20 protein-coding genes and 1 riboswitch are annotated in these 22,547 nt (G+C 45.9%); of the genes, 7 read left to right on the plus strand and 13 right to left on the minus strand.

What is annotated here, in order from left to right:
* Positions 1–108: 108 nt before the first annotated feature.
* Together IGI77_RS16480 and IGI77_RS16485 are read right to left on the minus strand one after the other, a co-directional pair.
* The gene (locus IGI77_RS16480) at positions 109–1,095 is read right to left on the minus strand and encodes a tRNA dihydrouridine synthase (protein ID WP_438770357.1); all 987 of its coding nucleotides are present in this window, start codon (positions 1,093–1,095) and stop codon (positions 109–111) included.
* 147 nt (positions 1,096–1,242) lie between these two features.
* Positions 1,243–1,803 (minus strand): TIGR00730 family Rossman fold protein, encoded by a 561-nt coding sequence (locus tag IGI77_RS16485; RefSeq protein WP_167823289.1) that lies wholly within the window; start codon positions 1,801–1,803, stop codon positions 1,243–1,245.
* An 86-nt stretch (positions 1,804–1,889) separates the two neighbouring features.
* Between IGI77_RS16485 and IGI77_RS16490 the strand changes: the two genes are divergently transcribed.
* Positions 1,890–2,231 (plus strand): MazG nucleotide pyrophosphohydrolase domain-containing protein, encoded by a 342-nt coding sequence (locus IGI77_RS16490; RefSeq protein WP_438770358.1) that lies wholly within the window; start codon positions 1,890–1,892, stop codon positions 2,229–2,231.
* A 149-nt stretch (positions 2,232–2,380) separates the two neighbouring features.
* Here the strand turns inward: IGI77_RS16490 and IGI77_RS16495 are convergent, their stop codons facing one another.
* From IGI77_RS16495 to IGI77_RS16535, 9 genes are all read right to left on the minus strand, one after another.
* Positions 2,381–3,394, minus strand: coding sequence for an ABC transporter substrate-binding protein (locus IGI77_RS16495; RefSeq protein WP_438770359.1), 1,014 nt, complete (start codon positions 3,392–3,394; stop codon positions 2,381–2,383).
* Positions 3,387–4,169: an ABC transporter ATP-binding protein gene (locus tag IGI77_RS16500; protein WP_010748955.1), complete on the minus strand. Its 783-nt coding sequence runs from the start codon at positions 4,167–4,169 to the stop codon at positions 3,387–3,389. The genes IGI77_RS16495 and IGI77_RS16500 overlap by 8 nt, the downstream gene beginning before the upstream one ends.
* A gap of 4 nt (positions 4,170–4,173) precedes the next feature.
* Positions 4,174–5,247 carry a FecCD family ABC transporter permease gene (locus IGI77_RS16505; protein WP_005233272.1) on the minus strand — a complete coding sequence of 358 codons (1,074 nt, stop codon included), beginning with the start codon at positions 5,245–5,247 and terminating at the stop codon, positions 4,174–4,176.
* Positions 5,248–5,720: 473 nt separating this feature from the next.
* The gene (ribH, locus tag IGI77_RS16510; RefSeq protein ID WP_005230622.1) at positions 5,721–6,194 is read right to left on the minus strand and encodes a 6,7-dimethyl-8-ribityllumazine synthase; all 474 of its coding nucleotides are present in this window, start codon (positions 6,192–6,194) and stop codon (positions 5,721–5,723) included.
* A gap of 21 nt (positions 6,195–6,215) precedes the next feature.
* Complete coding sequence (ribB, locus tag IGI77_RS16515) at positions 6,216–7,391, minus strand: 3,4-dihydroxy-2-butanone-4-phosphate synthase (RefSeq protein ID WP_438770360.1); 1,176 nt, start codon at positions 7,389–7,391, stop codon at positions 6,216–6,218.
* A gap of 13 nt (positions 7,392–7,404) precedes the next feature.
* The gene (locus IGI77_RS16520) at positions 7,405–7,992 is read right to left on the minus strand and encodes a riboflavin synthase (protein WP_438770361.1); all 588 of its coding nucleotides are present in this window, start codon (positions 7,990–7,992) and stop codon (positions 7,405–7,407) included.
* Positions 7,977–9,053 carry a bifunctional diaminohydroxyphosphoribosylaminopyrimidine deaminase/5-amino-6-(5-phosphoribosylamino)uracil reductase RibD gene (gene ribD / locus IGI77_RS16525; RefSeq protein ID WP_115232921.1) on the minus strand — a complete coding sequence of 359 codons (1,077 nt, stop codon included), beginning with the start codon at positions 9,051–9,053 and terminating at the stop codon, positions 7,977–7,979. Before ribD ends, IGI77_RS16520 begins: the two co-directional genes overlap by 16 nt.
* 112 nt (positions 9,054–9,165) lie before the next feature.
* A riboswitch (FMN riboswitch) is annotated at positions 9,166–9,304 on the minus strand.
* A gap of 194 nt (positions 9,305–9,498) precedes the next feature.
* Positions 9,499–12,147 carry an HAD-IC family P-type ATPase gene (locus tag IGI77_RS16530; protein WP_438770362.1) on the minus strand — a complete coding sequence of 883 codons (2,649 nt, stop codon included), beginning with the start codon at positions 12,145–12,147 and terminating at the stop codon, positions 9,499–9,501.
* A 341-nt stretch (positions 12,148–12,488) separates the two neighbouring features.
* A complete protein-coding gene (locus tag IGI77_RS16535) occupies positions 12,489–13,124 on the minus strand; it encodes an NAD(P)H-binding protein (protein WP_005230609.1) in 636 nt (211 codons plus the stop codon).
* Positions 13,125–13,724: 600 nt separating this feature from the next.
* Between IGI77_RS16535 and IGI77_RS16540 the strand changes: the two genes are divergently transcribed.
* The 4 genes from IGI77_RS16540 (at position 13,725) to IGI77_RS16555 (ending at position 18,918) form a co-directional block, all read left to right on the plus strand.
* Positions 13,725–14,726 carry a bile acid:sodium symporter family protein gene (locus IGI77_RS16540; RefSeq protein ID WP_010748949.1) on the plus strand — a complete coding sequence of 334 codons (1,002 nt, stop codon included), beginning with the start codon at positions 13,725–13,727 and terminating at the stop codon, positions 14,724–14,726.
* Positions 14,662–15,762 carry an iron-containing alcohol dehydrogenase family protein gene (locus tag IGI77_RS16545; RefSeq protein WP_017144437.1) on the plus strand — a complete coding sequence of 367 codons (1,101 nt, stop codon included), beginning with the start codon at positions 14,662–14,664 and terminating at the stop codon, positions 15,760–15,762. Before IGI77_RS16540 ends, IGI77_RS16545 begins: the two co-directional genes overlap by 65 nt.
* A 170-nt stretch (positions 15,763–15,932) precedes the next feature.
* Complete coding sequence (locus IGI77_RS16550) at positions 15,933–17,816, plus strand: glycosyltransferase family 2 protein (RefSeq protein ID WP_074536495.1); 1,884 nt, start codon at positions 15,933–15,935, stop codon at positions 17,814–17,816.
* A 352-nt stretch (positions 17,817–18,168) separates the two neighbouring features.
* Entirely contained in the window at positions 18,169–18,918 is a 750-nt protein-coding gene (locus IGI77_RS16555) for a SagB/ThcOx family dehydrogenase (protein ID WP_438770363.1), read from the plus strand.
* A 142-nt stretch (positions 18,919–19,060) separates the two neighbouring features.
* On the opposite strand, the gene IGI77_RS16560 is transcribed toward IGI77_RS16555, so the two are convergent.
* A complete protein-coding gene (locus IGI77_RS16560) occupies positions 19,061–19,498 on the minus strand; it encodes a MerR family transcriptional regulator (protein WP_005230594.1) in 438 nt (145 codons plus the stop codon).
* A 165-nt stretch (positions 19,499–19,663) separates the two neighbouring features.
* Between IGI77_RS16560 and IGI77_RS16565 the strand changes: the two genes are divergently transcribed.
* Positions 19,664–20,404: an SDR family oxidoreductase gene (locus IGI77_RS16565; protein ID WP_438770364.1), complete on the plus strand. Its 741-nt coding sequence runs from the start codon at positions 19,664–19,666 to the stop codon at positions 20,402–20,404.
* Positions 20,405–20,771: 367 nt separating this feature from the next.
* The gene (locus tag IGI77_RS16570; RefSeq protein ID WP_008380254.1) at positions 20,772–20,978 is read left to right on the plus strand and encodes a hypothetical protein; all 207 of its coding nucleotides are present in this window, start codon (positions 20,772–20,774) and stop codon (positions 20,976–20,978) included.
* Positions 20,979–21,064: 86 nt separating this feature from the next.
* On the opposite strand, the gene IGI77_RS16575 is transcribed toward IGI77_RS16570, so the two are convergent.
* Positions 21,065–22,531 carry a glycoside hydrolase family 1 protein gene (locus tag IGI77_RS16575; RefSeq protein ID WP_438770365.1) on the minus strand — a complete coding sequence of 489 codons (1,467 nt, stop codon included), beginning with the start codon at positions 22,529–22,531 and terminating at the stop codon, positions 21,065–21,067.
* Between the last annotated feature and the right edge of the window lie 16 nt (positions 22,532–22,547).

A 22,547-nucleotide genomic window follows, 5' to 3' on the forward strand; every position in this document is an offset into this window, starting at 1 on the left:
CCTAGTTAAAAGTCCGCTCTCCATTTTACATAGGTACCTATCTATTGTCAAGAAAGGATTGACAATGAGAGCGGGTACAGCAACCAAAAACAAAAAAAGCATTGAAACTTACGCTTCAATACTTTCCTCGTGGTTCTTTTTCTCAGCAAACTCTGACAGCAGTTGCCGAACTTCATCCGTTGATTTCGTATTCATCAATTTTGCCCGCAAATCACTGGCTCCAGGGAAGCCTTTGACATAGATTTTAAAGAAACGATGCAATCCTGCGATCGAGCGCGGCACCATTTTGGCGTAATGGTCCTGCAAGTCTAATTGCAGCTGCAACAAGCCTAATAGCTCTTCTGAGGTATGCTCTTTCGGTTCTTTTTCAAAGGCATAGGGATTCTTGAAAATACCCCGACCGATCATGATTCCGTCCACGCCATATTTTTCTGCTAGCTCTAAACCTTTGGTACGATCAGGGATATCGCCGTTGATCGTCAGCTTCGTTTGTGGGGCGATTCTATCCCGCAAGGCAACCACTTCAGGAATCAATTCCCAATGGGCGTCGACCTTGCTCATTTCTTTGCGGGTTCGCAAATGGATCGAAAGGTTGGCGATATCCTGTTGCAGGACATGGGTCAACCAGGCTTCCATTTCTCCTAGTTCGGTATAGCCCAAACGAGTCTTGACACTGACCGGCAGACCGCCAGCTTTGGCTGCTTGGATCAGCTCAGCAGCAACTTCTGGTCGCAAGATCAAGCCGCTGCCTTTGCCTCGTCCAGCAACGTTCGGCACTGGGCAGCCCATATTTAAGTCGATCCCTTTAAAGCCCATCTCCGCTAAGCCGATACTCATCTCACGGAAATACTCTGGCTTATCGCCCCAAATGTGTGCCACCATCGGTTGCTCATCTTCGGTGAAGACTAAACGTCCCCGCACACTGTCGCGTCCTTCTGGATGGCAGTAACTATCGGAGTTGGTAAATTCCGTAAAGAAAACATCTGGTGCGCCGGCAGCTTGAACGACATGTCGAAAAACGACATCGGTGACATCTTCCATTGGTGCTAGGATAAAAAAAGGCTTCGGCAATTCAGCCCAAAAATTTGTTGTCATGATTTACGCTCCATTTCTTTGTCCAAGGATCTTCTTTTATGACCCCCACTTGCAAAACAAACCCCATTATACTAAGAATGCGTCAAAGAAGCAAAAGAGCAAGACGACACCCGCCGGTGCTTCGCCTTGCTCTTTTGCAACAGACGCTTAATATTGCCGAATAACTGGCGGTTCGTAGGCTTGAATAAAAGCTTCAAGCTCCTGAGTTGTTTGCGCAAAGCCGATTTTTTCGCGATCGGCTTGCGTCAAGAACTCATTTTCCACCATGTTGTCATACAAGGCTCTCGTTGCGCGGTAAAAGTTGTTCACATCATAAAAAGCACAAGGATTCGGGTTTTGACCGATTCTTGACCACGAGATCATCTCCGTGATTTCTTCCAGCGTACCCGGACCACCTGGCAGTGCGACAAAGGCCTGCGACAATTCGAACATTTTTCGTTTTCTTTCTGACATCGTCTCGACGACATGGAGTTCGGTCAATCCAGGATGTGCTAGTTCCCGATCTTTCAAAAAGGTTGGGATCACCCCGATCACCTGACCGCCATTTTCTAAGACAGCATCTGCCAGCACGCCCATCAAGCCCGCTTTTCCGCCGCCATAGACCAGCGTATTTTTCCGTGAAGCGATCCACTGCCCCAATTCTTGAGCGGCTGTTGCAAAACTAGGTTCATTACCGACACTGGCACCACAATAGACTGCAATTTTCATAAAACTCTCCATCATCCTTCTCAATCATTTTGAAATAGTATATCATGATTCTGATAAAGGTTCTGGGAAAGGATGGAAAAAAATTTATGAACATTGAGGAGTATCAACGATTTATCAGTGACTTCTACAAAGCCCGCAATTGGTATCAGTACGATCCGTTTATTCGGGCGAATTTTTTAGCAGAAGAAGTCGGGGAAGTGAGCCGTGCCATTCGAACATTGGAGATCGGTCGTGACCGTCCCGATGAACAAGAAGGCTTGCCAGAAGAAAAACTGGCAAACCTGACGGAAGAATTGGGCGATGTACTGGATAACTTATTTATTCTCGCTGATAACTACGATATTTCTCTAGAGACGATCATGCAAAAACACAAAGAGAAGCTATTGTCTCGCTATCAAATGGACCACGTGACAGAAAAAAACAGCTAACGGGTTACTTGTTGCGGAACGGGCAGCGGCAAAGGTTGCTTTTCCCAAATACAAAAAACCAACGTTTCTGTGGTCGATCGGCCAGTGAAACGTTGGTTTTCTTCTATTATATAAAAAGTTGGTTCTCCTTTTTATGCAATAGGAGGTGCTTATTGTGCCATTTGCTCTACCAGTTCTTCCAATCCAGTCAAGGCTTGGTAGCCGTAGCCAAAGAGATAATTGTAGTCCATGCTGTAGACTTGTTTGTTTTTGATGGCTTTCATGCTGGAGAGTTTGTCATTTTTGTACAAGCCTTCAATGATTTCTTGACCAGAAACACTGCCTTCGATCGTTGACCAGTCGCCGACGATCAAGACATCGGGATCCGTTTCGATCAAGGTTTCGACACTGACTTCTCCTGAATAGTCTTGAAACACATTGTTCAGTTTGATCATATCAAAGTTGCTGTTGAAAAAAGACTCGTCTTGAGCGGCATAGACACTGACCACACTTGGATCAGACATAAAGAGATGGGCAAAGGTTTGCTCTTCTTTGTCTGCTACTTTTTCTTCCAAGGCACTCTGGCGATCCTTTAATTCTTTTTCAAAAGTAGCGGCTGCCTCAGGGACATTGAAGAGCTTACCAAGGTTTTCAATGTCTTGATAAACGGAATCAAATGTCGCCCCAGTGACAGAGGTTTCTTGGACGTAAGTCGGAATACCCATCTCGTTCAAGGAATCAACGGTGCCGACGCCCCAATCTTGGTTATCGAAAAGTCCCCCGCGACCAAAAATAAAATCTGGATCCACACTGAGCGCCGTTTCTTTACTGATATAGTCACTGCCCAGGTCGTTTAGTTCTGCATAATCAGCAGCAACTTCCTCATCGGCGGCACCAAAGGTTGCACCGACACCCGCAATCTGATCCTTAAGGCCGAGATGCAGCAGCAATTCCGCTGCTGGTCGTGTGTTGGCTACGACTTTTTTCGGTGCCTCATTAAAGGTTTGGTCCTTGGCAGTCCACTGCGTACCGCCTTCTGCTTTGGTGTAGTTGCTGATGGTTAAGGGATACGTACTTTCTGCCTGTGAGGAAGAAGCCGAAGTTCCTTCATCCTTCGTATTGCCGCAAGCGCTTAATGTAAAGACTGCCAATCCTATCCCAATCATTTTTCCCCATTTATTCATCTGTTTGCTCCTTTTCAAAATAATAATGAAACCCTAATCCGCCTGTGATCGGATGATGGTAAATACTGCATTTCACGCCATAGATTTCTTCGATCAGTTCTTCTGTCAGCAACGTTTCTGGTTCGCCATACCCTACGACCCGACCATCTTTTAAGGCATAGATGATGTCGCAATAGTTAGCTGCTTGTTCCAAATTGTGCAGCGCCGCCAACAAGCCAATCTTCAGATGCTTGACGGTTTCTAAGATTTCCAGCTGGTAACGGATATCCAAATGATTGGTCGGCTCATCGAGAATCATAAATTTCGGTTCTTGGGTGATGGCACGAGCAAGGACGACCCGCTGTTTTTCGCCTCCTGATAATGAGAGGTAGCTGCGTTTTCTATAGGCACTTAACCCTGTTTTGGCTAAGGCTTCAGTGACCAGCTCATGATCGGCTTTGGTGTCTTGTTCCAACAAACCCTTGTGGGGCGTGCGGCCTAAAAGCACCATCTGTTCTACTGTTAAATCAAAGCTCAACTCATTGAATTGACTGACGACGCTGACTTGCTGGGCGACTTTTTTTTCGGAACTTTTCAAAATATTCATCTCACCCAAATAAATGTCGCCGCTGTCAGGTTTCAACGTTTTGTAGATAGCTTTTAACAATGTAGATTTGCCGCTGCCATTGGACCCAATCAAGCCGACAAATTGCCCCTGTGCGGTTTGGACGGAGATGTCTTTTAGTATCTGCTGATCCCCGATCGTCAGATTGAGCTTTTCAACTGCTAATTTCATTCCGTCACCCCCCAAAGTTGTATTGCCGTTTGACAATGATATAGATAAAGATCGGTGCGCCAATCAGCGCTGTAATGATTCCGATCGGCAGTTCGACTCCTTGCAGGGTCGAGCGGGCGATCACATCCGCCCAAATCAAAAACAACGCGCCTGTCAAAGCGGTCAAAGGCATCAACAGGCGATGATCCGACCCGCTGACTCCACGTACGATATGAGGAATGATCAAGCCGACAAAGCCGATCATACCAGAATTCGCAACGATGATACTGGTTAATAGCGCTGCTAGCAGCATGTAAAAACGACGATAGAAAGTCAGCTTGACCCCTAAGGTGGAAGCAACTTCATCTCCCAGCAAAAGCGTATTCAAAACACGGTATTGCGTCAGGAAGAACAGCGTGATCAAAGAAACCAGAACCACGATAAAGCCTAATTTGTTCCAAGAAGCCGAGGCTAAGCTGCCCATCGACCAAAACGCCACAGTCTTCATCCCTTCTGCATTGCTAGCCAGATAGATGATCAAGTTTGAAACAGAGCTGCATAAGGCACTGACGATCGTCCCCGACAGCACAAGTTTTGTGGAAGTCATTTTCCCACCGATACTGGCAAGCAGCAGCACCAAAATAGTGGCAATCCCCGCTCCTGCAAAGGCACCAAACGATAAGCCCAGTTGTAAGACTAGCGCCGAGCCGCCAAAACCGACTAAGATGGCGAAGGTCGCCCCTAAGGATGCGCCAGAAGAGATTCCTAAGATATAGGGATCTGCCAGCGGATTTTGGACCACCGCTTGCATCACTGCCCCGCTGATTGCTAACCCCATGCCCACAAAAATAGACAGCAAGACCCGCGGTGCCCGAACAAACCAGACGATATTGATGTTTGCGTCTGAAATGCCTGAAAGATCACCAACCAATCCATGGCTGATTTTATAGAAGAGAATTTGGTAAACTTCGCCAAGGGTGATATTGGCTTGACCGTTTGCCAAAGCAACTCCTGCAGATAAGAGAATGGCGACAACTAAAACACAGCAAATGATTGTCGAAACCATCCAACGATTTGATTTAATCAACCCTACCGACATGTGATTCTCCTTTATTCAGCACGACTCCCTCCTGATTTCACAGCAAAAACAACCTTGACTGTTGCCTCGCCGCCATCATAAAAGAAGCATCTGTGCGTTTTTTCGCTTATAACAGTTCTTCTCATGAAAAGCGCCAAAGCCATGTGCTGCTTTGACATCTATTTGCAAATGAGAATCACTCTCAATGAATAGAGTCATTATAAGGAACCTTTTGTGAAATGTAAATAATTTTCTGAAAATTTCCTTAAATAAGAGTTATTCTAATGTTCGTGATTGATTGGGCGTCTTCCTCTCCATTGACCGATCGAAAACACGGTACCCGTGAAGAAGCGAATCCTTTGGCATAATAATCAAGTGTTTTTTTTATGATGAAAAAAAGACAGACTTCATTTTGTACGAAGTCTGTCTCCAGTCTGATGCCTATGCTCAGGCAGGCTTGTTCTTGCTAGCTTCCCTTTGTTCGAACGTGAAACCTATGCGTTGCCAAGGATTTGCTGATTCAACGAAATCATCTCCAAAAGACCTTGAGCGGCTTCGCTGCCTTTGTTGCCAGCTTTGGTTCCCGCCCGTTCAATGGCTTGTTCGATCGTTTCAGTCGTCAACACACCAAACATGATCGGAATGTCGGCATTCAGACCAATTTGGGCTACGCCTTTCGCCACTTCATTTGAGATCAATTCATAGTGGGTCGTTGCTCCGCGAATCAAGGCACCTAATGTCACGATCCCATCGTATTGCTTGTGGTCAACGATTTTTTTGGTAATATACGGAATCTCATAAGCACCTGGAACCCAATACACATCGATGTTTTCTGCTTTGACTCCATGACGCAACAAATTGTCTTTGGCGCCTTCCACTAACTTGGAAGTGATAAACTCGTTGAATCGTGAGACTACGATCCCTACTTTGACTGCCTCTCCCTGAAACGTTCCTTCAAATACTGTCATCGCTCATTCTCCTTTGGTTGATTAAATAGATAGGTAATGGTGAAACTTTTCTTTCTTCGTTTTCAAATAGCTGCTGTTTTCTTTATGCACAGGCATCTCCAGCGGTACCCGTTCTGCGACCTTGATCCCTAAGCTTTCTAATTCCTTCACTTTGTCAGGGTTGTTGGTCATCAGTTGAATCTCCTGCACTTCTAAGGAACGTAAAACATCAGCGGCAAACGTGTAATGACGGGCATCTGCTGCAAACCCTAATGCAATATTTGCTTCATAAGTATCCATGCCTTGTTCCTGCAGCTGATAGGCACGGAGCTTGTTCCGCAAGCCAATACCGCGGCCTTCTTGGCGTAGATACAAAATCGCACCGCGGCCTTTTGCTTCGATCTGCCGCATCGCTTCTTGCAGCTGTTCGCCACAATCACAGCGATGAGAGCCGAAGACGTCGCCTGTTAAACACTCTGAATGGATCCGTAGTAACAGCGGCTCGGTAGTGTGTTGAATCTCGCCTTTGGCTAGTAAAAGGTGTTCATTGCCGAACTCATCTTCAAATAAGGACAATTGGAACGCCCCATAAGCCGTTGGCAGATCCACCGTGATAGGCGTGGTTCCTCGTAGATATTCCGCCAACTCATCAATGGTCAAAAACGGCAGCTGCCATTTTTCTGCTAATTTTTTCAATTCTGGGACCCGAGCCATCGTGCCATCTTCCTTTAAAATCTCACAAATGTAGGCTGCTTCCACGCTGCCAGCAAGCTTTGCTAAATCCACAGCCGCTTCTGTATGTCCTCTGCGTTCCAACACGCCGCCAGGTTGAGCGGTCAATGGGAAGATATGACCAGGGCGATAAAAATCCGCAGCCTGTGACGCAGGATCAGCCAACTTTTCAATCGTCACTGCCCGGTCTTTCGCAGAAATTCCCGTACTCGTCGTCACGTGATCGACACTGATGGTAAATGCGGTGCCAAAGGCATCCGTATTATTGGCGGTCATCTCAGGCAATGCCAGCTTTTCAGCGATTGCTTGTGAGATGGGTGCACAGATCAAGCCGCGGCCATAAGTCGCCATAAAATTGACAGATTCTGGCGTTGCGTATTCAGCGATCCCAATCAAATCTCCTTCTGATTCCCGATTTTCATCATCGGCGACAATCACTAAGCCGCCTTTTTTTAACCATTCCACTGCTTGTTCTACTTTATGCATCGTCTGCCTTCTTTCATTTTCGTTGGTATTTGACATATTTCCCGATCATATCCGTCTCGATATTGACCCACTCCCCTTGTTTCAACTGCCCCAGCGTCGTCTGGTCTTTGGAATGGGGGATCAAGCTAACGGAAAATGCCTGTGCCGTCGTCTGGGTAACCGTCAAACTGACGCCATTGATCGCAATCGACCCTTGCGGAATGATTTCCCCTTGCACACTGACAGGATAAGCAAACGTCAAGATCAAGGCATTTTCCAACTGCTTTTTCTGGATCAAACGGGTCGTTACATCAATGTGGCCTGCGACAAAGTGGCCTTCAAAACGCTGCGTCGCTGCCATCGCTCGCTCCAAATTGACTTCGACACCCACCGAGAGTTGTTTAAAGGTGGTTCGTTGAAAGGTTTCTGGCATGATATCCACCGTAAACGTCGACGCTTGTTTGGCGATCGCCGTCAGACACGTCCCGTTGATCGCCATACTGTCTCCGATCTGGTAATCCGCCAGTAATCCTTCGGACGCACTGCAAGTTAGCTGGATCGTGCGGCTTTGCTTGCGGATCTCTTTGATGCGGCCTTTTTCCTGAATCAATCCTGTGAACATTCCTCTGGTCTCCTTCCTCGGATGCAAACATCTTCCCCAACTGCAGTCACCGTCACCTCTGTTAGTTGCTGCAGCTGTTTCGGGGTACGCTCACTGGTAAAACTTGCGAGACTATTGCCCCCAAGAAACTTTGGCGCCACATAGGTAATGCTTTCTTGCCACAGTCCGCTGGCTAAAAAGGCATCATGGATCGCAGCGCCTCCTTCTACGTAAAGCGATTGGACCTGTCGTGCGGCAAGCTCCTTCAGCAATGAAACAATTGTCAACTCTTCCAGCTGGATCACTGACACATGAGCTGGCAAATCACTGACAGTTGTCTGCTGCGTAAAAATCCACACAGGTGCCGAATCATCGGCAAACAGTGCCAAATGGGGTTGCGACAGCGTTCGCCCCCGACGGTCTAACACGATGCGAATCGGCGGAAAGCTGGTTTCAACCGTGGTCAATAACGTGGGATCATCCGTCAACACCGTCTGACTGCCCACTAAGATTCCTTGATAGTCTCCACGTTCTTGATGGACGTTTTGCCAAACCGCTGAACCAGTGATCGCACTGCGGGTCAACGCATCATGAGCGATCCGGCCATCTAAAGTGATCGCTTGCTTCAACGCCACGTAAGGTCGCTGATGCTGATGATAAAAATTATAGTGGGGATTCAAACGGCGCACCGCTGTTTCTTCGATGCCCACCAACACGTCGATGCCCTGTTCTTCTAAAAAGCGCTTGCCTTGTCCAGCCACGATCGGGTTAGGGTCTAACTGGCCGATGACTACCTTTTTGATGCCGCTGTCGATGATCAGCTGGGTGCAAGGCGGCTGTTTTCCTTGATGGTTGCAAGGTTCTAACGTCACGTATAAAGTCGAATTGATTAGGTCTTCGGAGGAATGGCATTGTTCGATGGCGTTTCGTTCCGCATGGGGCTGCCCATAGACTAAGTGAGCCCCTTTAGCAATGACCCGTTGCTCTTTGACGATCACAGCGCCCACTAGCGGATTGGTAAAGGTTTGGTAACGCCCTTTTTTGGCTTCTGCGATCGCCAAACGCATGTATTCGTTATGCATCTTCCTTCCTCCTTTCAATAAAAAAATGCCTCGTGAGAATCTCACGAGGCATAGACAAACAAGACCGGCAAAAAATCAATTTTAGACGCACTGCGCCCCTTGAAATTTTGTGGTTTTTCTTCTCCCATCCAGACTTTCACTGTCGGTGCCAGATTCACACTGGCTCCACCGCATAGCTATGCGGGTCACGGACTTCAAGCATTGCGCTTGTCACCGTCGGTCGGGAATTACACCCTGCCCCGAAGAATACTATTCAATTCATGTGCATTTTAGCCCGACCATTTTTGTTTGTCAATAGGCCTGATTACAGGCCGATAGGAATTCCTCTTGGCTTTTTCTTTTGGCAACCCCAAAGCAGCGACAGCAGAAATCCCTTGTCGTTCCGCCATTTTCCTAAGCTGCAGCAAGGCGATTTTGCCTGTAAAAAAACACGAGAAAACCTAGGTTAAATATTTTTTCTTGAACGAAGCCATTTATCAAACTCCGTCACGAGTAAGACGACCATCCCAGAAGCTGCTGAGATGACCCAGCCGATCAAGGACATGTCCTCCGTATGAAAGGCGCTTTGCATAAATGGAACATAGGTCAATAACAGTTGCAGAACTAGCATCACACCAATGATCACGAACGCTTTTGGATTGGTGAAGGAAGCTTTAGAAAACGCTGATGCACTGGTACGGATGTTGAATAAATAGAAAATCTTACTCAAGACCACGATATTGACCATCATGGTACTAGCAACGGCTTCGCTGACGCCTTGCAGCAAGAGCCAGTCATGGGCGATCAAACTGATGACTGCCATCAAGATCGACACATACGCCATCTGCCAAATATCGTGACGATTCAACAATTTATTGCCTGTCTTTCGCGGCTTGCGGCTCATGATCCCAGACTCTGCTGGTTCAAAGATAAACGCAAACTGGATCGTAATAGCAGAAACCATGTTGATCCACAGCAGTTGTGTCGCCTGCAGCGGCAATTCTTTTTGCATCATGATCGTAAAGGCAATGATCAGCCCTTCGGCAAAAGATGTCGGCAACAGAAACAGAATGCTCTTTTTGATGTTGTCATAGATCCTGCGTCCTTCGCGAATCGCTAAGGACATGGTACCGAAATTGTCATCGGTCAAGATCATATCAGCAGAATCTTTGGCTACATCCGTGCCGCTGATCCCCATCGCTACACCGATATCCGCCCGCTTCAACGCAGGGGCATCGTTAACGCCGTCCCCTGTCATCGCCGTGACTTTGCCTTTGGCTTGTAGCGCTTTGATAATGTCCAATTTATTTTTCGGTGTGGTTCGTGCAAAGACTTGATTCGTCAAGGCAGCATTTTGAAATTCGGCTTCACTCATCTGATCCAACTCGGCACCAGTCACGACGTGAATCTCATCCGCTAAGCCAAGCTTTTCCCCAATCGCTTTGGCGGTCAAAGGGTGATCGCCAGTGATCATTTTCACTTGAACACCGGCTTGGTTCATTTCCTTCAGGGAGGCAATCACTTCTTCTCGCGGCGGATCGATGATCCCAGCGATTCCCAGTAATTGCAGCCCTTGCTCAAAAATCGTTTCATCAATGTGATCGATCGAAACTTTCTGATAGCCCACCGCTACCACTCGTTTGCCTTCTGCCGACAAGCGGCGGACATGGCCTGTCCAATAGGCTTCATCAAAAGGCGCCGCTTGTTTTTGCACCATTTCAAACAATTTATCTGGGGAGCCTTTAACAAATAGCAAGCGTTCCCCCGCAGGGTTTGCCACTAGTTTCGCCATGTAGCGGTTGTCCGAATCAAAGGGCAGCATATCCAGCTCTTGGTAAGCAGGTGCTTGCGGATAGGCAAACTGCTTATGATACAGCGTCAAAAAGGAGCCGTCTGTTGGTTCCCCATTGATCGTCCAGTGATTTCCTTCTGGGACCAGTACCGTATCGTTGGCTTCGTAACCAGCTTCCAAAAACAACTGCAAGGTGTCTTGCGCGTGGACGTCCTCCTGCTTTGGACGAATTTCTCCCACCGGCGCATAGCCGTCACCCGTCACTTCATATTCCTGCTCAGCCAATACGATGTCTTTGACCGTCATTTCATTTTTGGTCAGGGTACCTGTTTTATCCGTCGCGATCACATCCACTGAGCCTAGCGTTTCAACCGCTGGCAGCGTTTTGATGATGGTGTGCTTGTTTTTTGCCATGTCGCTGACACCCATCGCCAAAACCACCGAGGTCGTTGCTGGCAATCCTTCTGGGATCGAGCCGACGATCATGGTGACAACGGCTAAGGATAAGACAGAGATCGCATAGGTTTGCTGGAACAAACTGACGACAAATAGCAAGACCGCCACGCCCATAATCACATAGGTGATGCCTTTCCCCAGTCCATCGATCTCTTTCATCAACGGTGTTTTTCGTTCTTCCGTTTGATTGACTTCAGCTGAGATTTTCCCGATCTCAGTCGTGACGCCAGTAGCGATCACGATCCCTTTCCCGCTTCCTGACGTCACGGAAGTCGAAGCAAACGCCAAATTCCGTTGTTCCGCTAATGGAGTTGCTTCATCCATTAAGGCATCTGTTATTTTTTCCACCGAATCGGCTTCACCAGTCAAGGCGGATTCTTGGATACGCAAGTTGTCGGCTTCGATGATTCGCAGATCTGCGGGCACATTGTCACCAGCTTCTAGGAATACGACATCCCCTGGAACGACTTCGGCAGCTGGAATATCTTGACGAATCCCATTCCGATAGACCGTGGCTTCTGCTGATAGCATCTCTTTGATCCGTTCTAACGCATCGGAAGCATTCGCTTCTTGGTAATAACCGATCAACGCATTGACCAGCACGACGATGCCAATGATCACGGCATCAGAGAAATGCCCCATCAGCAGCGTTAAGATGGCAGAGAAAATCAAAATGTAGATGATCGTGTTATGGAATTGTCGCAGCAGCAAACGCCACTTGGCGGTTTTTTTGACCGCTAATTGGTTCAATCCGTAGGTTTCTAACCGCTCGGTTACTTGCGCCTCAGTCAACCCTTGATCGATTGACGGCACCTGATACTGTTCGATTGTTTCTGACACTGATAACTGAAACTCTTTTTTATTCATTTTTTTCTTCTTCCTTTTCTTTTTCATTGATGGATAACACAAATAAGCCCCTCATTTAGAAACTGCTCCTAAATAACGCGCTGTTGTTTGTCTCCTATTCAATTAAAAAGTAAGGCAAGTCAAAATAGTGTTTCTGCTCACCGTCACTCGAGTCGCTTGACATTCGTTTACCACCCCCTCTAAAGTTAGCAATAAGCGTAACAAACTATTTTTCCAAAGTCAAGAGTCACCGCTTTCAAAAATGAAAAGTGGCTGGCTTCTTCACAAAAAAAAGCCGCACGCCAACGATTCATTGCCGTACAGCTCCTTCAGTAGATTCTCTTCAAGCCCAAAGGCTCGCCTTAAAGCTGATCCAGTGCCTCGCTGATGGGGGTTTCCCCAGCTTGGACTTTGATGACTTTTTGATAAGTTGCTGGACGTTCCAGCATTTCACCTAACAGGACGGCGACATCCTCGATGGGGATCGCACCAGAGGTCGTTTCACTGATCTCGATCAAACTAGAACCTGGCGTTTCTTTCAACGCACCCGGCTGCAAAATCGTATAGTCTAGTGCGGTGTTGTCGATCAGCCAGCGATCAGAGAAAAATTTGGCGATCGTGTAATCCATCAATGACGCCATGCCTTCCCTTTGCCACTGTTCAGGTTCTAAGGCATAGGCTGAGCTAAGGTGGATGTAGCGCTTAATTCCTTTTGCTTCAGCGGCTTGCATCACTTTGACCGCACCATACAGATCAGATTGCAGCAAGTCTTTGCCTCGGGAACCCGCCACGAAGTATACCGCTTCCGCATCTGCGAATTTCGCCGCCATCTCTTCCGGTTCCGTGTGTAAATCAAAGAACACGGGCTTGATCGTCTCCGTTTCTGTGATTTTCTCACTGCTGCGCGCACCAGCATAAACGATGTGTCCTTGTTTTTCTAGAAAGGTGATCAATTTTTGGCCTACTCGTCCAGTAGCACCAACGACAAAAATTTTCATTTTCTTTGCTCCTCTCGTTTCTTTTTCCAACTCTTGCTAGTATCATCGTAGGACAAAAACCAAGATCCAACAACTATTCTGTTTCTAAACGAAGGGAAAAAAAGCACAGCACAAACCAATTCTTGCTGTTTTTCCCCATAGAAACCCATGTTTTTTAAAAAACACCCAAAAAAATGAAAAAAATTTTCTCAAACGATTGACAAAGCGTTGACTCTTTTGTAGACTAGGTAGAAATAATTTAAATATTTAGAAAATTCCAAATAAAGAAAAGGACGGTGGCGTATATGACCCACACCAATGTTAGCAAACGAATTATTTTATTATTATAGTCGGGACTGTTTGATTTTATACATTCAAAGAGTCCCTATTCACATTGCATCCAAAAAGAAGAACAGCTTCTTGAGATGGAGTGTTTTTTTATACCCATTTTCAAGAAAGCGGCCTTTTGCAAGCTGACACCTTGATGTCAGATAGATCCAAAACGCTCGTTGACCAACTGCTGCCGATTCCCCGCGGTTATGCACTGCACTTATTCTAAAGACCCCTTCTGTTTGGACACTTGATTGGTCAAGCAGAAAAAAGGAAGGATGATTTTTTATTATGAAAACCGTCAACACGATCGCTGCTTTTGTAAACAAGTATTTGATCTACATCATGATTTTATTGATGATCGTCTCTTATTTTTTCCCGCAACCCTTCTTATGGATTCCGCCTCGTACAACGATTCTTTTGAGCATCATCATGTTTTGTATGGGGATGACTCTAAACGTTGCTGCGTTTAAAATGGTCGTCTTACAGCCCAAAGCATTCATCTTAGGGGTGCTTTTCCAGTTCACCATCAGCCCTTTGGTGGCTTACGGCTTAGCGCAGCTGTTTGGTCTTTCTTCCGGTTTGATCATCGGTTTTGTCTTACTAGGCTGCGTTTCTGGCGGAACCGCCAGCAATGTCATGACCTTCATCGGCAAAGGCGATGTCGCCCTCACCGTTTCCATGACCACGGTATCAACCTTGTTAGCGACCGTCGTTACACCCTTTTTGGTTTATGTCTTAGCTGGTCAGTACACCGAGATCTCCTTCTGGGAAATGCTCCTGTCTGTCTTGCAGATGGTGCTTTTGCCGATCATTTTAGGGGTGATCGTCCACAAACTCATTGCCAAGCACATCGAGCGATTTCTGCAATCATTTGTGTTGATTTCTTCCGTCAGTATCTTATTGATCGTTGCAGGAACTGTCGCTCGCAACGGTGCCGTCATCGTCCAATCTGGCTTGATCGTGATTTTCTTAGTCTTGCTCCATAACTTGATCGGCTACGGCGCAGGCTATGGTCTGAGCCGTGTGATGGGCGTCAGTGCTACCCAAGCCAAATCCATCATGTTTCAATTAGGAATGAAAAATACTGGCCTAGCGATCTCGTTAGCCAATGCCCACTTTGCCGCCATTGCTGCAGCCGTTACCCCTGCCGCAGTCGGCATGGTGATCCATCAAATTACCGGACCAATTTTAGCCAATCTCGTGGCCAAGAAAGAAGGAGAAAAGTATGAGTCAAAGTATCTTTTTGCCAAACTACACAATCGGGGCGGACGCCTACGAAAAAGTAAATGACATCGTAAAACCATACGGCACCAATGCCGTGATCATCGGCGGAAAAACCGCCCTTGAAAAAGCTGAAGACAAGATTAAAGCCGCTTTAACGTCAGCAGTCCAAGTGACGGATACCTTGTGGTACGGCGGCAACTCGACCTATGAAAACGTCGATCAGCTGTTCGCTACTCCAAGTGTCCAAGCCGCCGATGTTCTATTCGCCGTTGGTGGCGGCCGCGTTTGCGATACCGTCAAAGTGGTTGGGGAAAAAGCTGGCAAACCAGTCTTCACCTTCCCAACGATCGGCTCCAACTGCTCACCAGTCACCGCGGTTTGTGTCATCTATAAAGAAAACGGCGAGATGCAAGGGTTGTTTTTCCCTTCGCAACCGCCGACCCATGCCTTTATCGACAGTGAGATCATCGCCCAAGCCCCCGACAAGTACTTATGGGCAGGAATCGGCGATGCCCTCTCCAAAGAGATCGAATCGACATTTTCAGCGCGGGGCGATCAGTTAGATTACACCGATGGGTTAGGCATCCAAATCGGCAAAATGTGCACGGAACGCTTATTGCAATACGGCACACAAGCCTTGAAAGACAGTGCCGCCAATCAGCCGTCTTATGCCATTGAGCAAGTCGTCTTGGATATCATCGTGACCACCGGCTTAGTTTCCGTCTTAGTCATCAATGATTACAACTCCGCCCTTGCCCATTCCTTTTACTACGGAACGACCGTTTTGGAAAAAATGGAAGACTATTTACACGGAGCATCCGTTAGTTACGGCGTTTTGGCCTTGTTGCAACTCGATCAGCAAGATGCCCTCTTCCAGCGCATCTACGCCTTTATGAAGGAAAACAAACTGCCGGTTTGCCTAGCGGATATGGGCCTTAACGACACCAGCGATCTTGAGGCAATCTTAGACAAAGCAATGACCACCAATGACATCGTCCACGTCCCTTATGAGATCACGCGAGAAATGTTTAAACAGGCAATCCTAGACGTGGAAGCCTATCATGCCAAACAAAACCAAGCAGCATTGGCAGCTGCCAATTAAATGAAACCCTCCAGCAATTCGTTGCTGGAGGGTTTTTGTATGTCCTTTTTTCGCTTCTTCGTACTTGTCCTCCTTCTTCTTTCTTACATGTTAAAAAACATGCAATCGTTTGCTTTGATTTATTTTTAAAAACTTATTACTATTTTAGTATAACAAAGGAGGAGATTGGTTTGGAATTGGTTTATTTATCTGGGTTGTTTTTGGTCATTTTCTTGTTGTATTTTCTGGCAAAGAAAAATAATCGCATCAAACAGTTGTTTTCGAAGATCACGATTGCTTTTCTGCTTATTTACTTGGTTTGGCGTTTGTTTTTCACGATCCCTATGGATAGTTCTGCTTCACTAGTATTTGGGATCATTCTCTATATTGCGGAAGTCATTGGTTTGTTTGTCTATGGCTTTTTTGTTTACCTTTTTTCCAATAAGCTCTCAAAAGAATACCGCTACGAGGGGGATGAAGCAGAAGAATTCTTGCCAAGTGTCGCCGCTTTTATTTGTACTTACAATGAAGACATCAAGCTGGTGATCGCCACCGCACTGGCTGTCAAAGCCTTGAAATACCCCAACAAAAAAATCTATATCTGCGATGATGGCCATCGAGAGGAACTAAAAGAAATGGCCGAGCGAATGAACCTCGGCTATTTGACCCGCGAAGGAAATGCCAATGCTAAAGCTGGGAATATCAACTATGCCTTGTCCCAAACCAGCAGTGACTTGATTTTGCTTCTGGATGCTGACTTTATCGTCAAAAAGAACATTATTTTTGAAGCTGTCGACTATTTCCGCAATCCTAAAGTTGCATTGGTGCAATATCCACAAACATTTTATAACAAAGATCCTTTTCAATTACTGCGCAAATCCATGTACAACGAACAGGAATTATTCATGCGCTTTCTAGAACCCGCACTTTCTCGTGAGAATGCTTTGATCCATATCGGTACCAATGCCATCATTCGTCGCAGTGCCCTTGAAGAGATCGGCGGCGTTCCTACCAGCAGTATCACCGAAGATATGGCGACTGGGATGCTTTTACAAGACGCCGGCTATGAAACGATTTTTATCAATAAAGCCTATGCCTTGGGGATCACTCCTTACACTGCCAAAGAGCTGACCTCACAACGGACTCGGTGGGCGCAAGGAACGAAACAAATTTTTGACCACTTCAAACCGCGCCGCTTAAAAGGATTGTCGTTCATGCAAAAACTTTGTTATTACAACTCCTATTTGTATTGGTTTACCTCTTTCCAAAAAATCATCTTTTTATTGGCACCAACCTTATTTATGGTTTTTGATATCTTTATCGTCAGAAGCAACAATCATCAATTGTTGCTGTTCTTTTTACCGCCTTTCATTATGATTTCCCTGTCGTTTCGGCTGTATGTCCCTAAGATCAGGAACCTGACAAGCTCCCACATCTATGATTGCTTTGTCGCTCCTATCCACACTGGGGCATTGATCAAAGAATTTATGAAATCACAGAAAAAATTCAACGTGACCAAAAAAGAGATCGTCGGCAGCAACGCCTTTGATTGGCGAACCGTCTTGCCCCACATCATCCTCTTTACTTGGATTTCCTTTGCCTGTCTGGTGGCTGGGTATCGTTTGTACCGAGGAGAAGGCTATGAATTCGGCTATATCGTGACCTTGATTTGGTCGCTCTATAACCTCTATGGCTTGTTTTATGCCATTTTGATCGGGAAAAACCGTTTTATCGAAAGTGATAGTGAAGCCTTGAGTATCGCCATCAATCGTCAGCTTTCTTATGATGCAAAGACGTTCGAGATGTATCAAATGAGTTTTAACGGCTTCCGTATCCGTACGCATCCCGAGCAACTATTCGTACCAGGTGAAAGTTATACCTTTTACGATGATAAACACCGCTTCACCATCAATTCGATCTGTCTGGAGGATCATGGCACCTATGTGACTTTTGCCTTCAACAATCTAACACCGCAATCTGCTGAAGAGCTTGCCAGCTACTATAGCGACCAGCTCAATGCTGCCAAACAGTTGGAATTTGATATGGAGGAAGAAGTCGCAGAAATGAATAGTTAGCCCCGCCCCCTTTGTCGCAAGAGACAAAGGGGCTTTATTGATTCCAGAAAGCTCCTTAAAGGGCAGTTCTCCATCTTCTGATGATTCTCTTCCTTTAGATAACACTTAGACGTCTGCTTTATTTTTTTTCAATGATCATTGATTGAAAGAGCCATAACAGAATCTTGATGATGTCTCGATGGCAAATACTTTTTAAGCCATTAGAAAATATTAAAAAGTCTGCTTTTCCTATGACCTGATTGAGCTGATACGCTTGTCACTGCTCACCCGTTTGTGAATAAAAGCGCATGGAAAAGCAATCCTTGTTATACTTATAAATAACACGAAGTCCTTAGAAAAAGGAGGAAAACTCATGACCCGTTACAAACGATTTCGCTTTGTTCATTTAGGCGCTCTTTTGGTGTTGGGCTTACTCCTCACTGGCTGCAGTGCGGATACGGCACCAATTGAAGAACAACCGACTACCAACACCGCCACTTCTTCTGAACCAGCGGTTTCCTATGAAACCTTTCCATTGCCGCAACCAATCTTAGTCGGGGAAACCAGTGTGTCGGAAGCTCTCTTCGAGCGGCGCTCGCAACGGGATTTTCAAGACACTGAGCTAACACAAGAACAGCTGGCACAGCTTTTATGGGCCGCTGCCGGTGTCACTACAGAAGATGGTCGCCGCACAGCGCCTTCGGCTGGTGCCTTGTATCCCTTAGACCTCTATGTCGTGGTCACACAGGTAACGGGGCTTGAGCCAGGGCTTTATCTGTATCAACCTGAGCAGCATACCTTAGCAAAAGTTCTTGCCGGCGATTTTCGGACCGCACTGGCGGAAGGTTCGTTGGATCAGCAAGCGATCCAACGGGCACCTGCTACATTGCTTTATACAGTGGTTTATGAACGACTGATCGAGCGCTATGGGGACCGAGGAATCGAACGTTATGCCTATATCGAAGTCGGTCACTCCGCCCAAAATGTCCTTTTACAAGCCCAAGCGTTAGGCTTAGGTGCTGTGCCGATCGGCGCCTTCACAGATCATGAACTTACAGAGCTGCTGCAGCTGCCACCGGAAAATGAACCCCGCTATTTGATTCCTGTAGGCGTTATTGAGTAACACTGCCGACGAACGAAACCCAATTTTCATGGAACTGCCGAACTGCCGTTAGAAAACGGCAACTGACAAGGTTGATTTTCCCACAAAAACCAGTAGAACCGAAAAACCACCTGCAAAAACAGCAGGTGGTTTTTCGATGGACTTACAGTTTGTATGCTCGGACTTCTTCTGGTATTTCTTCTAGCGGCAACTCTTTTACCACCGCTTCGGTGCCTGCTGCCATCGCGGTATCGTAGTACCAGCATTTGTATTTGATCGTATTCATGGTTTCTTGTAAGGCTGCCATTTGCTTTGTGACTTCTTCCAGACGTTCATGAAACAGTTGCTGCCGTTTCTGCAAAGACGCATCGCCTTCCTCCCCCCAATCCAAGAAATTCTTGATGTCTTTGATGGGCATGCCAGTATTCTTCAAACAATCGATCACTTTGATCGTCGCTACTTCTTTTTCGGAAAACACCCGAATGCCGCCATTACTACGGGCCAGCTTCGGAAACATCCCTTCTCGATCGTAATAACGCAGAGTCGAGATGGGGATATTGGTCGTTTGTGATACTTCGCCAATCGAGTAACTCACTTGCATCGCTCCTAAAAAAAATTATATTTATCGCTTGACCTAAACCTAACTTCAGGTTCTACAATTAAAATACACCGCAAGCACTGTACTGTCAATCACCTATCGTCTCACAGGTTCACCATTGGCAGTAGCAGGATTCGCTGAAAAAATCATTCATTGGAGGATATACAAATGACAGAAATCAAAGAAAAAGTTATCGTAATTATGGGAGCATCTTCAGGGATTGGGGAAGCAACTGCCGTTAAACTAGCCGAACAAGGGGCAAAAGTAGTGATCGCTGCCCGCCGTGAAGAGCGCATCAAAGCACTGGCTGAAAAATTAGGAGAAAATGTCTCGTATCAAACAGCTGATGTCACCAATCGCGAACAAGTCCAACAAGTCATTGATTTAGCCATGGCCTCCTTTGGTCGGATTGATGTTCTTTTCAATAATGCTGGCATCATGCCTCAAGGAAACTTGGCAGAGTTGAACTATGACAGCTGGCAAAAAATGCTGGATATCAATATCATGGGGGTATTGAACGGGATCGGCGCTGTGCTGCCCATCATGCAAAAACAGCAAGACGGCTTGATCATCGCCACTGACTCAGTTGCCGGACATGTCATTTACCCAGGTTCTGCCGTGTACAACGGGACAAAGTTTGCAGTTCGTGCAATTATGGAAGGCTTGCGCCAAGAAGAACGTGAACATGGCATTCGCTCCACCATCGTCTCTCCAGGAATGGTCTCCACGGAATTGTTTGAAACCGTCGGCAATGCTCAACTAGAAGCAGCCTTGAAAGAAACCTCTCGCGTAGAAGGCAACAGCCTAACGCCAGAAGACGTAGCAAATGCAGTGGTTTATGCCATTCAACAGCCTAAACATGTGGCGATCAGCGAAGTCTTGCTGCGCCCAGCAAAACAAACCGTTTAAGCTATTTCTACTAATCTATGAAACCTGCGACTGCTTCAGGCTGGTCGCAGGTTTTTTTGTCGTCAAATCCCACCGTTTTCTTGGAAAAATTACTTGATTTTCTTGTAACACCCAATTGTCCGAGGGATGTAAACCAATGGTTGCTTTATGTAAACGACTAGGTTCTGTTGCTACGGTGGAAATTTTTTTATACTTAGTACAAAGCTTCCGTATAAACCCGTTTGATCAGAAACAAACCGGACGTTCTCCTCATGAACGATGAATAGCCAAGCAAGCGCGCAGCCCTACCTTCACCGTTGACTTGCAAGTACTGCCTTAGCTGTCCTCTTCTTAGTACTTGCTTTTTATAAAAGAATGGAGTGTGTATATGAATGTAAAACAGCTACTCGTCATTGCCGAGCAACGAAGAAACATTACGAATCAAAAATTGACCTATGCCGAAAATTTCTTGGCTGCCGGCTACTCTGCTGCCGAATTGCTGGCAGACGAAACCTTTCTTGAATTAGAGCGAAGGGAAACCCAACTGATTGCAGAACGCAACGCCATTTTTTACGAAGAAGTCAGCCACAATTAATCCCCCTGTCCAATTGCAGGCGACGAAAAAGCGAAGGCTCAGCAGCACCTTCGCTTTTTTCTGTAATTACTTTAGCTTGCGATTTTCTAATTAATTCCTTCCCCATTTGATTGAATCACTTTTTTATACCAATAAAAGGACTTTTTCTTATAGCGAGCCAACGAGCCAGTCCCATCGTCATGCTTGTCTACATAAATAAACCCGTAGCGTTTTGCCATTTGTCCAGTTCCTGCTGAAACAAGGTCGATGGGCCCCCAAGAAGTATAGCCGATAAGATCAACGCCATCTGCAATAGCATCAGCCATTGCCTTAATATGTCTTCGTAAATAGTCGATACGATAATCATCCTCGACTGTATATTCACCATTTTTTTCAATTAGGGTATCCATTGCACCCAACCCATTTTCGACCACCATCAAGGGAATTTCATAGCGCTCATAAATTTGATTTAACGCGATGCGTAATCCTAATGGATCAATTTCCCAGCCCCATTCACTCGCTGTAAGATGCGGATTTTTAACCCCATTGAAAAAATTCCCCGTTTGCTTTTCGGCTTGATTATTTACTTTAGTCACAGTGGAAGATTGGTAGTAAGAAAACGTATAGAAATCAACAGTGCCCTCTTTCAGTACTTCTAAATCTCCTGCTTCGATAGTAAGATCGATTCCTCTATCTTGCCAAAACTTTTTAGCAAAATATGGATAGCGCCCTTTCACTTGAACATCACCACAGTAAAAATTACTGATATTAGTCATCTCTTGTGCGAAGCGAATATCCTCTGGATGAGAAGACAACGGATAAATCATTCGATAGGCAATCATACAGCCCATTTGCAAATTTTTGTGTAGACTTTTTGCGTATTTAATCACTCGGGCACTTGCAACGAATTGGTGGTGGAGTGCCTGAAACCGTTGCTGACTGTTATCGATATTTTGAGTATTCAAAAAATCATCAATATCTTTTGGATACATTCCTCCACCTAAATACGTACCCACCCCTACATCCCTGGATAAAATATTGATTTCATTGAATGTTAGCCAATATTTCACATCATCTTGATAACGATCAATGACCGTCTTGGCGAATCTTTCATACGATTCAATCATTTCTCTGCTTTCCCAGCCATTGAACTGTTTTGTCATTTCTATCGGTGATTCATAATGAGACAATGAGACCATCGGTTCTATCTCGTACTTCTTTAATTCTGAGATCAGATCATCGTAAAACTTTAACCCTTCTTCATTTGGCACTTTCTCTAAACCGGTCGGAAAAATACGAGTCCATGCGATAGAAAAGCGATATAGCTTAAATCCCATTTCTGCAAATAAAGCAATATCCTCTTTGTATCGATGAAAATGATCAATCGCCTCATGACTTGGATAAAAAGCACCTTCTTCAATTTCTGTGGTGATTCGCCGAGGCGTGTTCACATCGCCTCCCAGAAGCAGATCACTGATTGACATTCCTTTGCCATCCGCTTGATATGCTCCTTCTAATTGATTGGCAGCTGTCGCCCCGCCCCAATAAAATCCATCTGGAAATTTTGCTTTCATTTTTTCCCCTTCTTTC

It is taken from the genome of Enterococcus sp. DIV0213h, assembly GCF_051711285.1.
Taxonomy (GTDB): domain Bacteria; phylum Bacillota; class Bacilli; order Lactobacillales; family Enterococcaceae; genus Enterococcus_D; species Enterococcus_D casseliflavus.

Coding starts and splice junctions, on each gene's coding strand:
- IGI77_RS16555 (WP_438770363.1), top strand. CDS start 18,169: ATGACCCGTTACAAACGATTTCGCTTTGTTCATTTAGGCGCTCTTTTG.
- ribB (WP_438770360.1), bottom strand. CDS start 7,391: ATGCATAAAGTAGAACAAGCAGTGGAATGGTTAAAAAAAGGCGGCTTA.
- IGI77_RS16545 (WP_017144437.1), top strand. CDS start 14,662: ATGAGTCAAAGTATCTTTTTGCCAAACTACACAATCGGGGCGGACGCC.
- IGI77_RS16565 (WP_438770364.1), top strand. CDS start 19,664: ATGACAGAAATCAAAGAAAAAGTTATCGTAATTATGGGAGCATCTTCA.
- IGI77_RS16500 (WP_010748955.1), bottom strand. CDS start 4,169: ATGAAATTAGCAGTTGAAAAGCTCAATCTGACGATCGGGGATCAGCAG.
- IGI77_RS16575 (WP_438770365.1), bottom strand. CDS start 22,531: ATGAAAGCAAAATTTCCAGATGGATTTTATTGGGGCGGGGCGACAGCT.
- IGI77_RS16480 (WP_438770357.1), bottom strand. CDS start 1,095: ATGACAACAAATTTTTGGGCTGAATTGCCGAAGCCTTTTTTTATCCTA.
- IGI77_RS16485 (WP_167823289.1), bottom strand. CDS start 1,803: ATGAAAATTGCAGTCTATTGTGGTGCCAGTGTCGGTAATGAACCTAGT.
- ribH (WP_005230622.1), bottom strand. CDS start 6,194: ATGACAGTATTTGAAGGAACGTTTCAGGGAGAGGCAGTCAAAGTAGGG.
- IGI77_RS16505 (WP_005233272.1), bottom strand. CDS start 5,247: ATGTCGGTAGGGTTGATTAAATCAAATCGTTGGATGGTTTCGACAATC.
- IGI77_RS16490 (WP_438770358.1), top strand. CDS start 1,890: ATGAACATTGAGGAGTATCAACGATTTATCAGTGACTTCTACAAAGCC.
- IGI77_RS16570 (WP_008380254.1), top strand. CDS start 20,772: ATGAATGTAAAACAGCTACTCGTCATTGCCGAGCAACGAAGAAACATT.
- IGI77_RS16495 (WP_438770359.1), bottom strand. CDS start 3,394: ATGAATAAATGGGGAAAAATGATTGGGATAGGATTGGCAGTCTTTACA.
- IGI77_RS16520 (WP_438770361.1), bottom strand. CDS start 7,992: ATGTTCACAGGATTGATTCAGGAAAAAGGCCGCATCAAAGAGATCCGC.
- ribD (WP_115232921.1), bottom strand. CDS start 9,053: ATGCATAACGAATACATGCGTTTGGCGATCGCAGAAGCCAAAAAAGGG.
- IGI77_RS16560 (WP_005230594.1), bottom strand. CDS start 19,498: ATGCAAGTGAGTTACTCGATTGGCGAAGTATCACAAACGACCAATATC.
- IGI77_RS16540 (WP_010748949.1), top strand. CDS start 13,725: ATGAAAACCGTCAACACGATCGCTGCTTTTGTAAACAAGTATTTGATC.
- IGI77_RS16535 (WP_005230609.1), bottom strand. CDS start 13,124: ATGAAAATTTTTGTCGTTGGTGCTACTGGACGAGTAGGCCAAAAATTG.
- IGI77_RS16530 (WP_438770362.1), bottom strand. CDS start 12,147: ATGAATAAAAAAGAGTTTCAGTTATCAGTGTCAGAAACAATCGAACAG.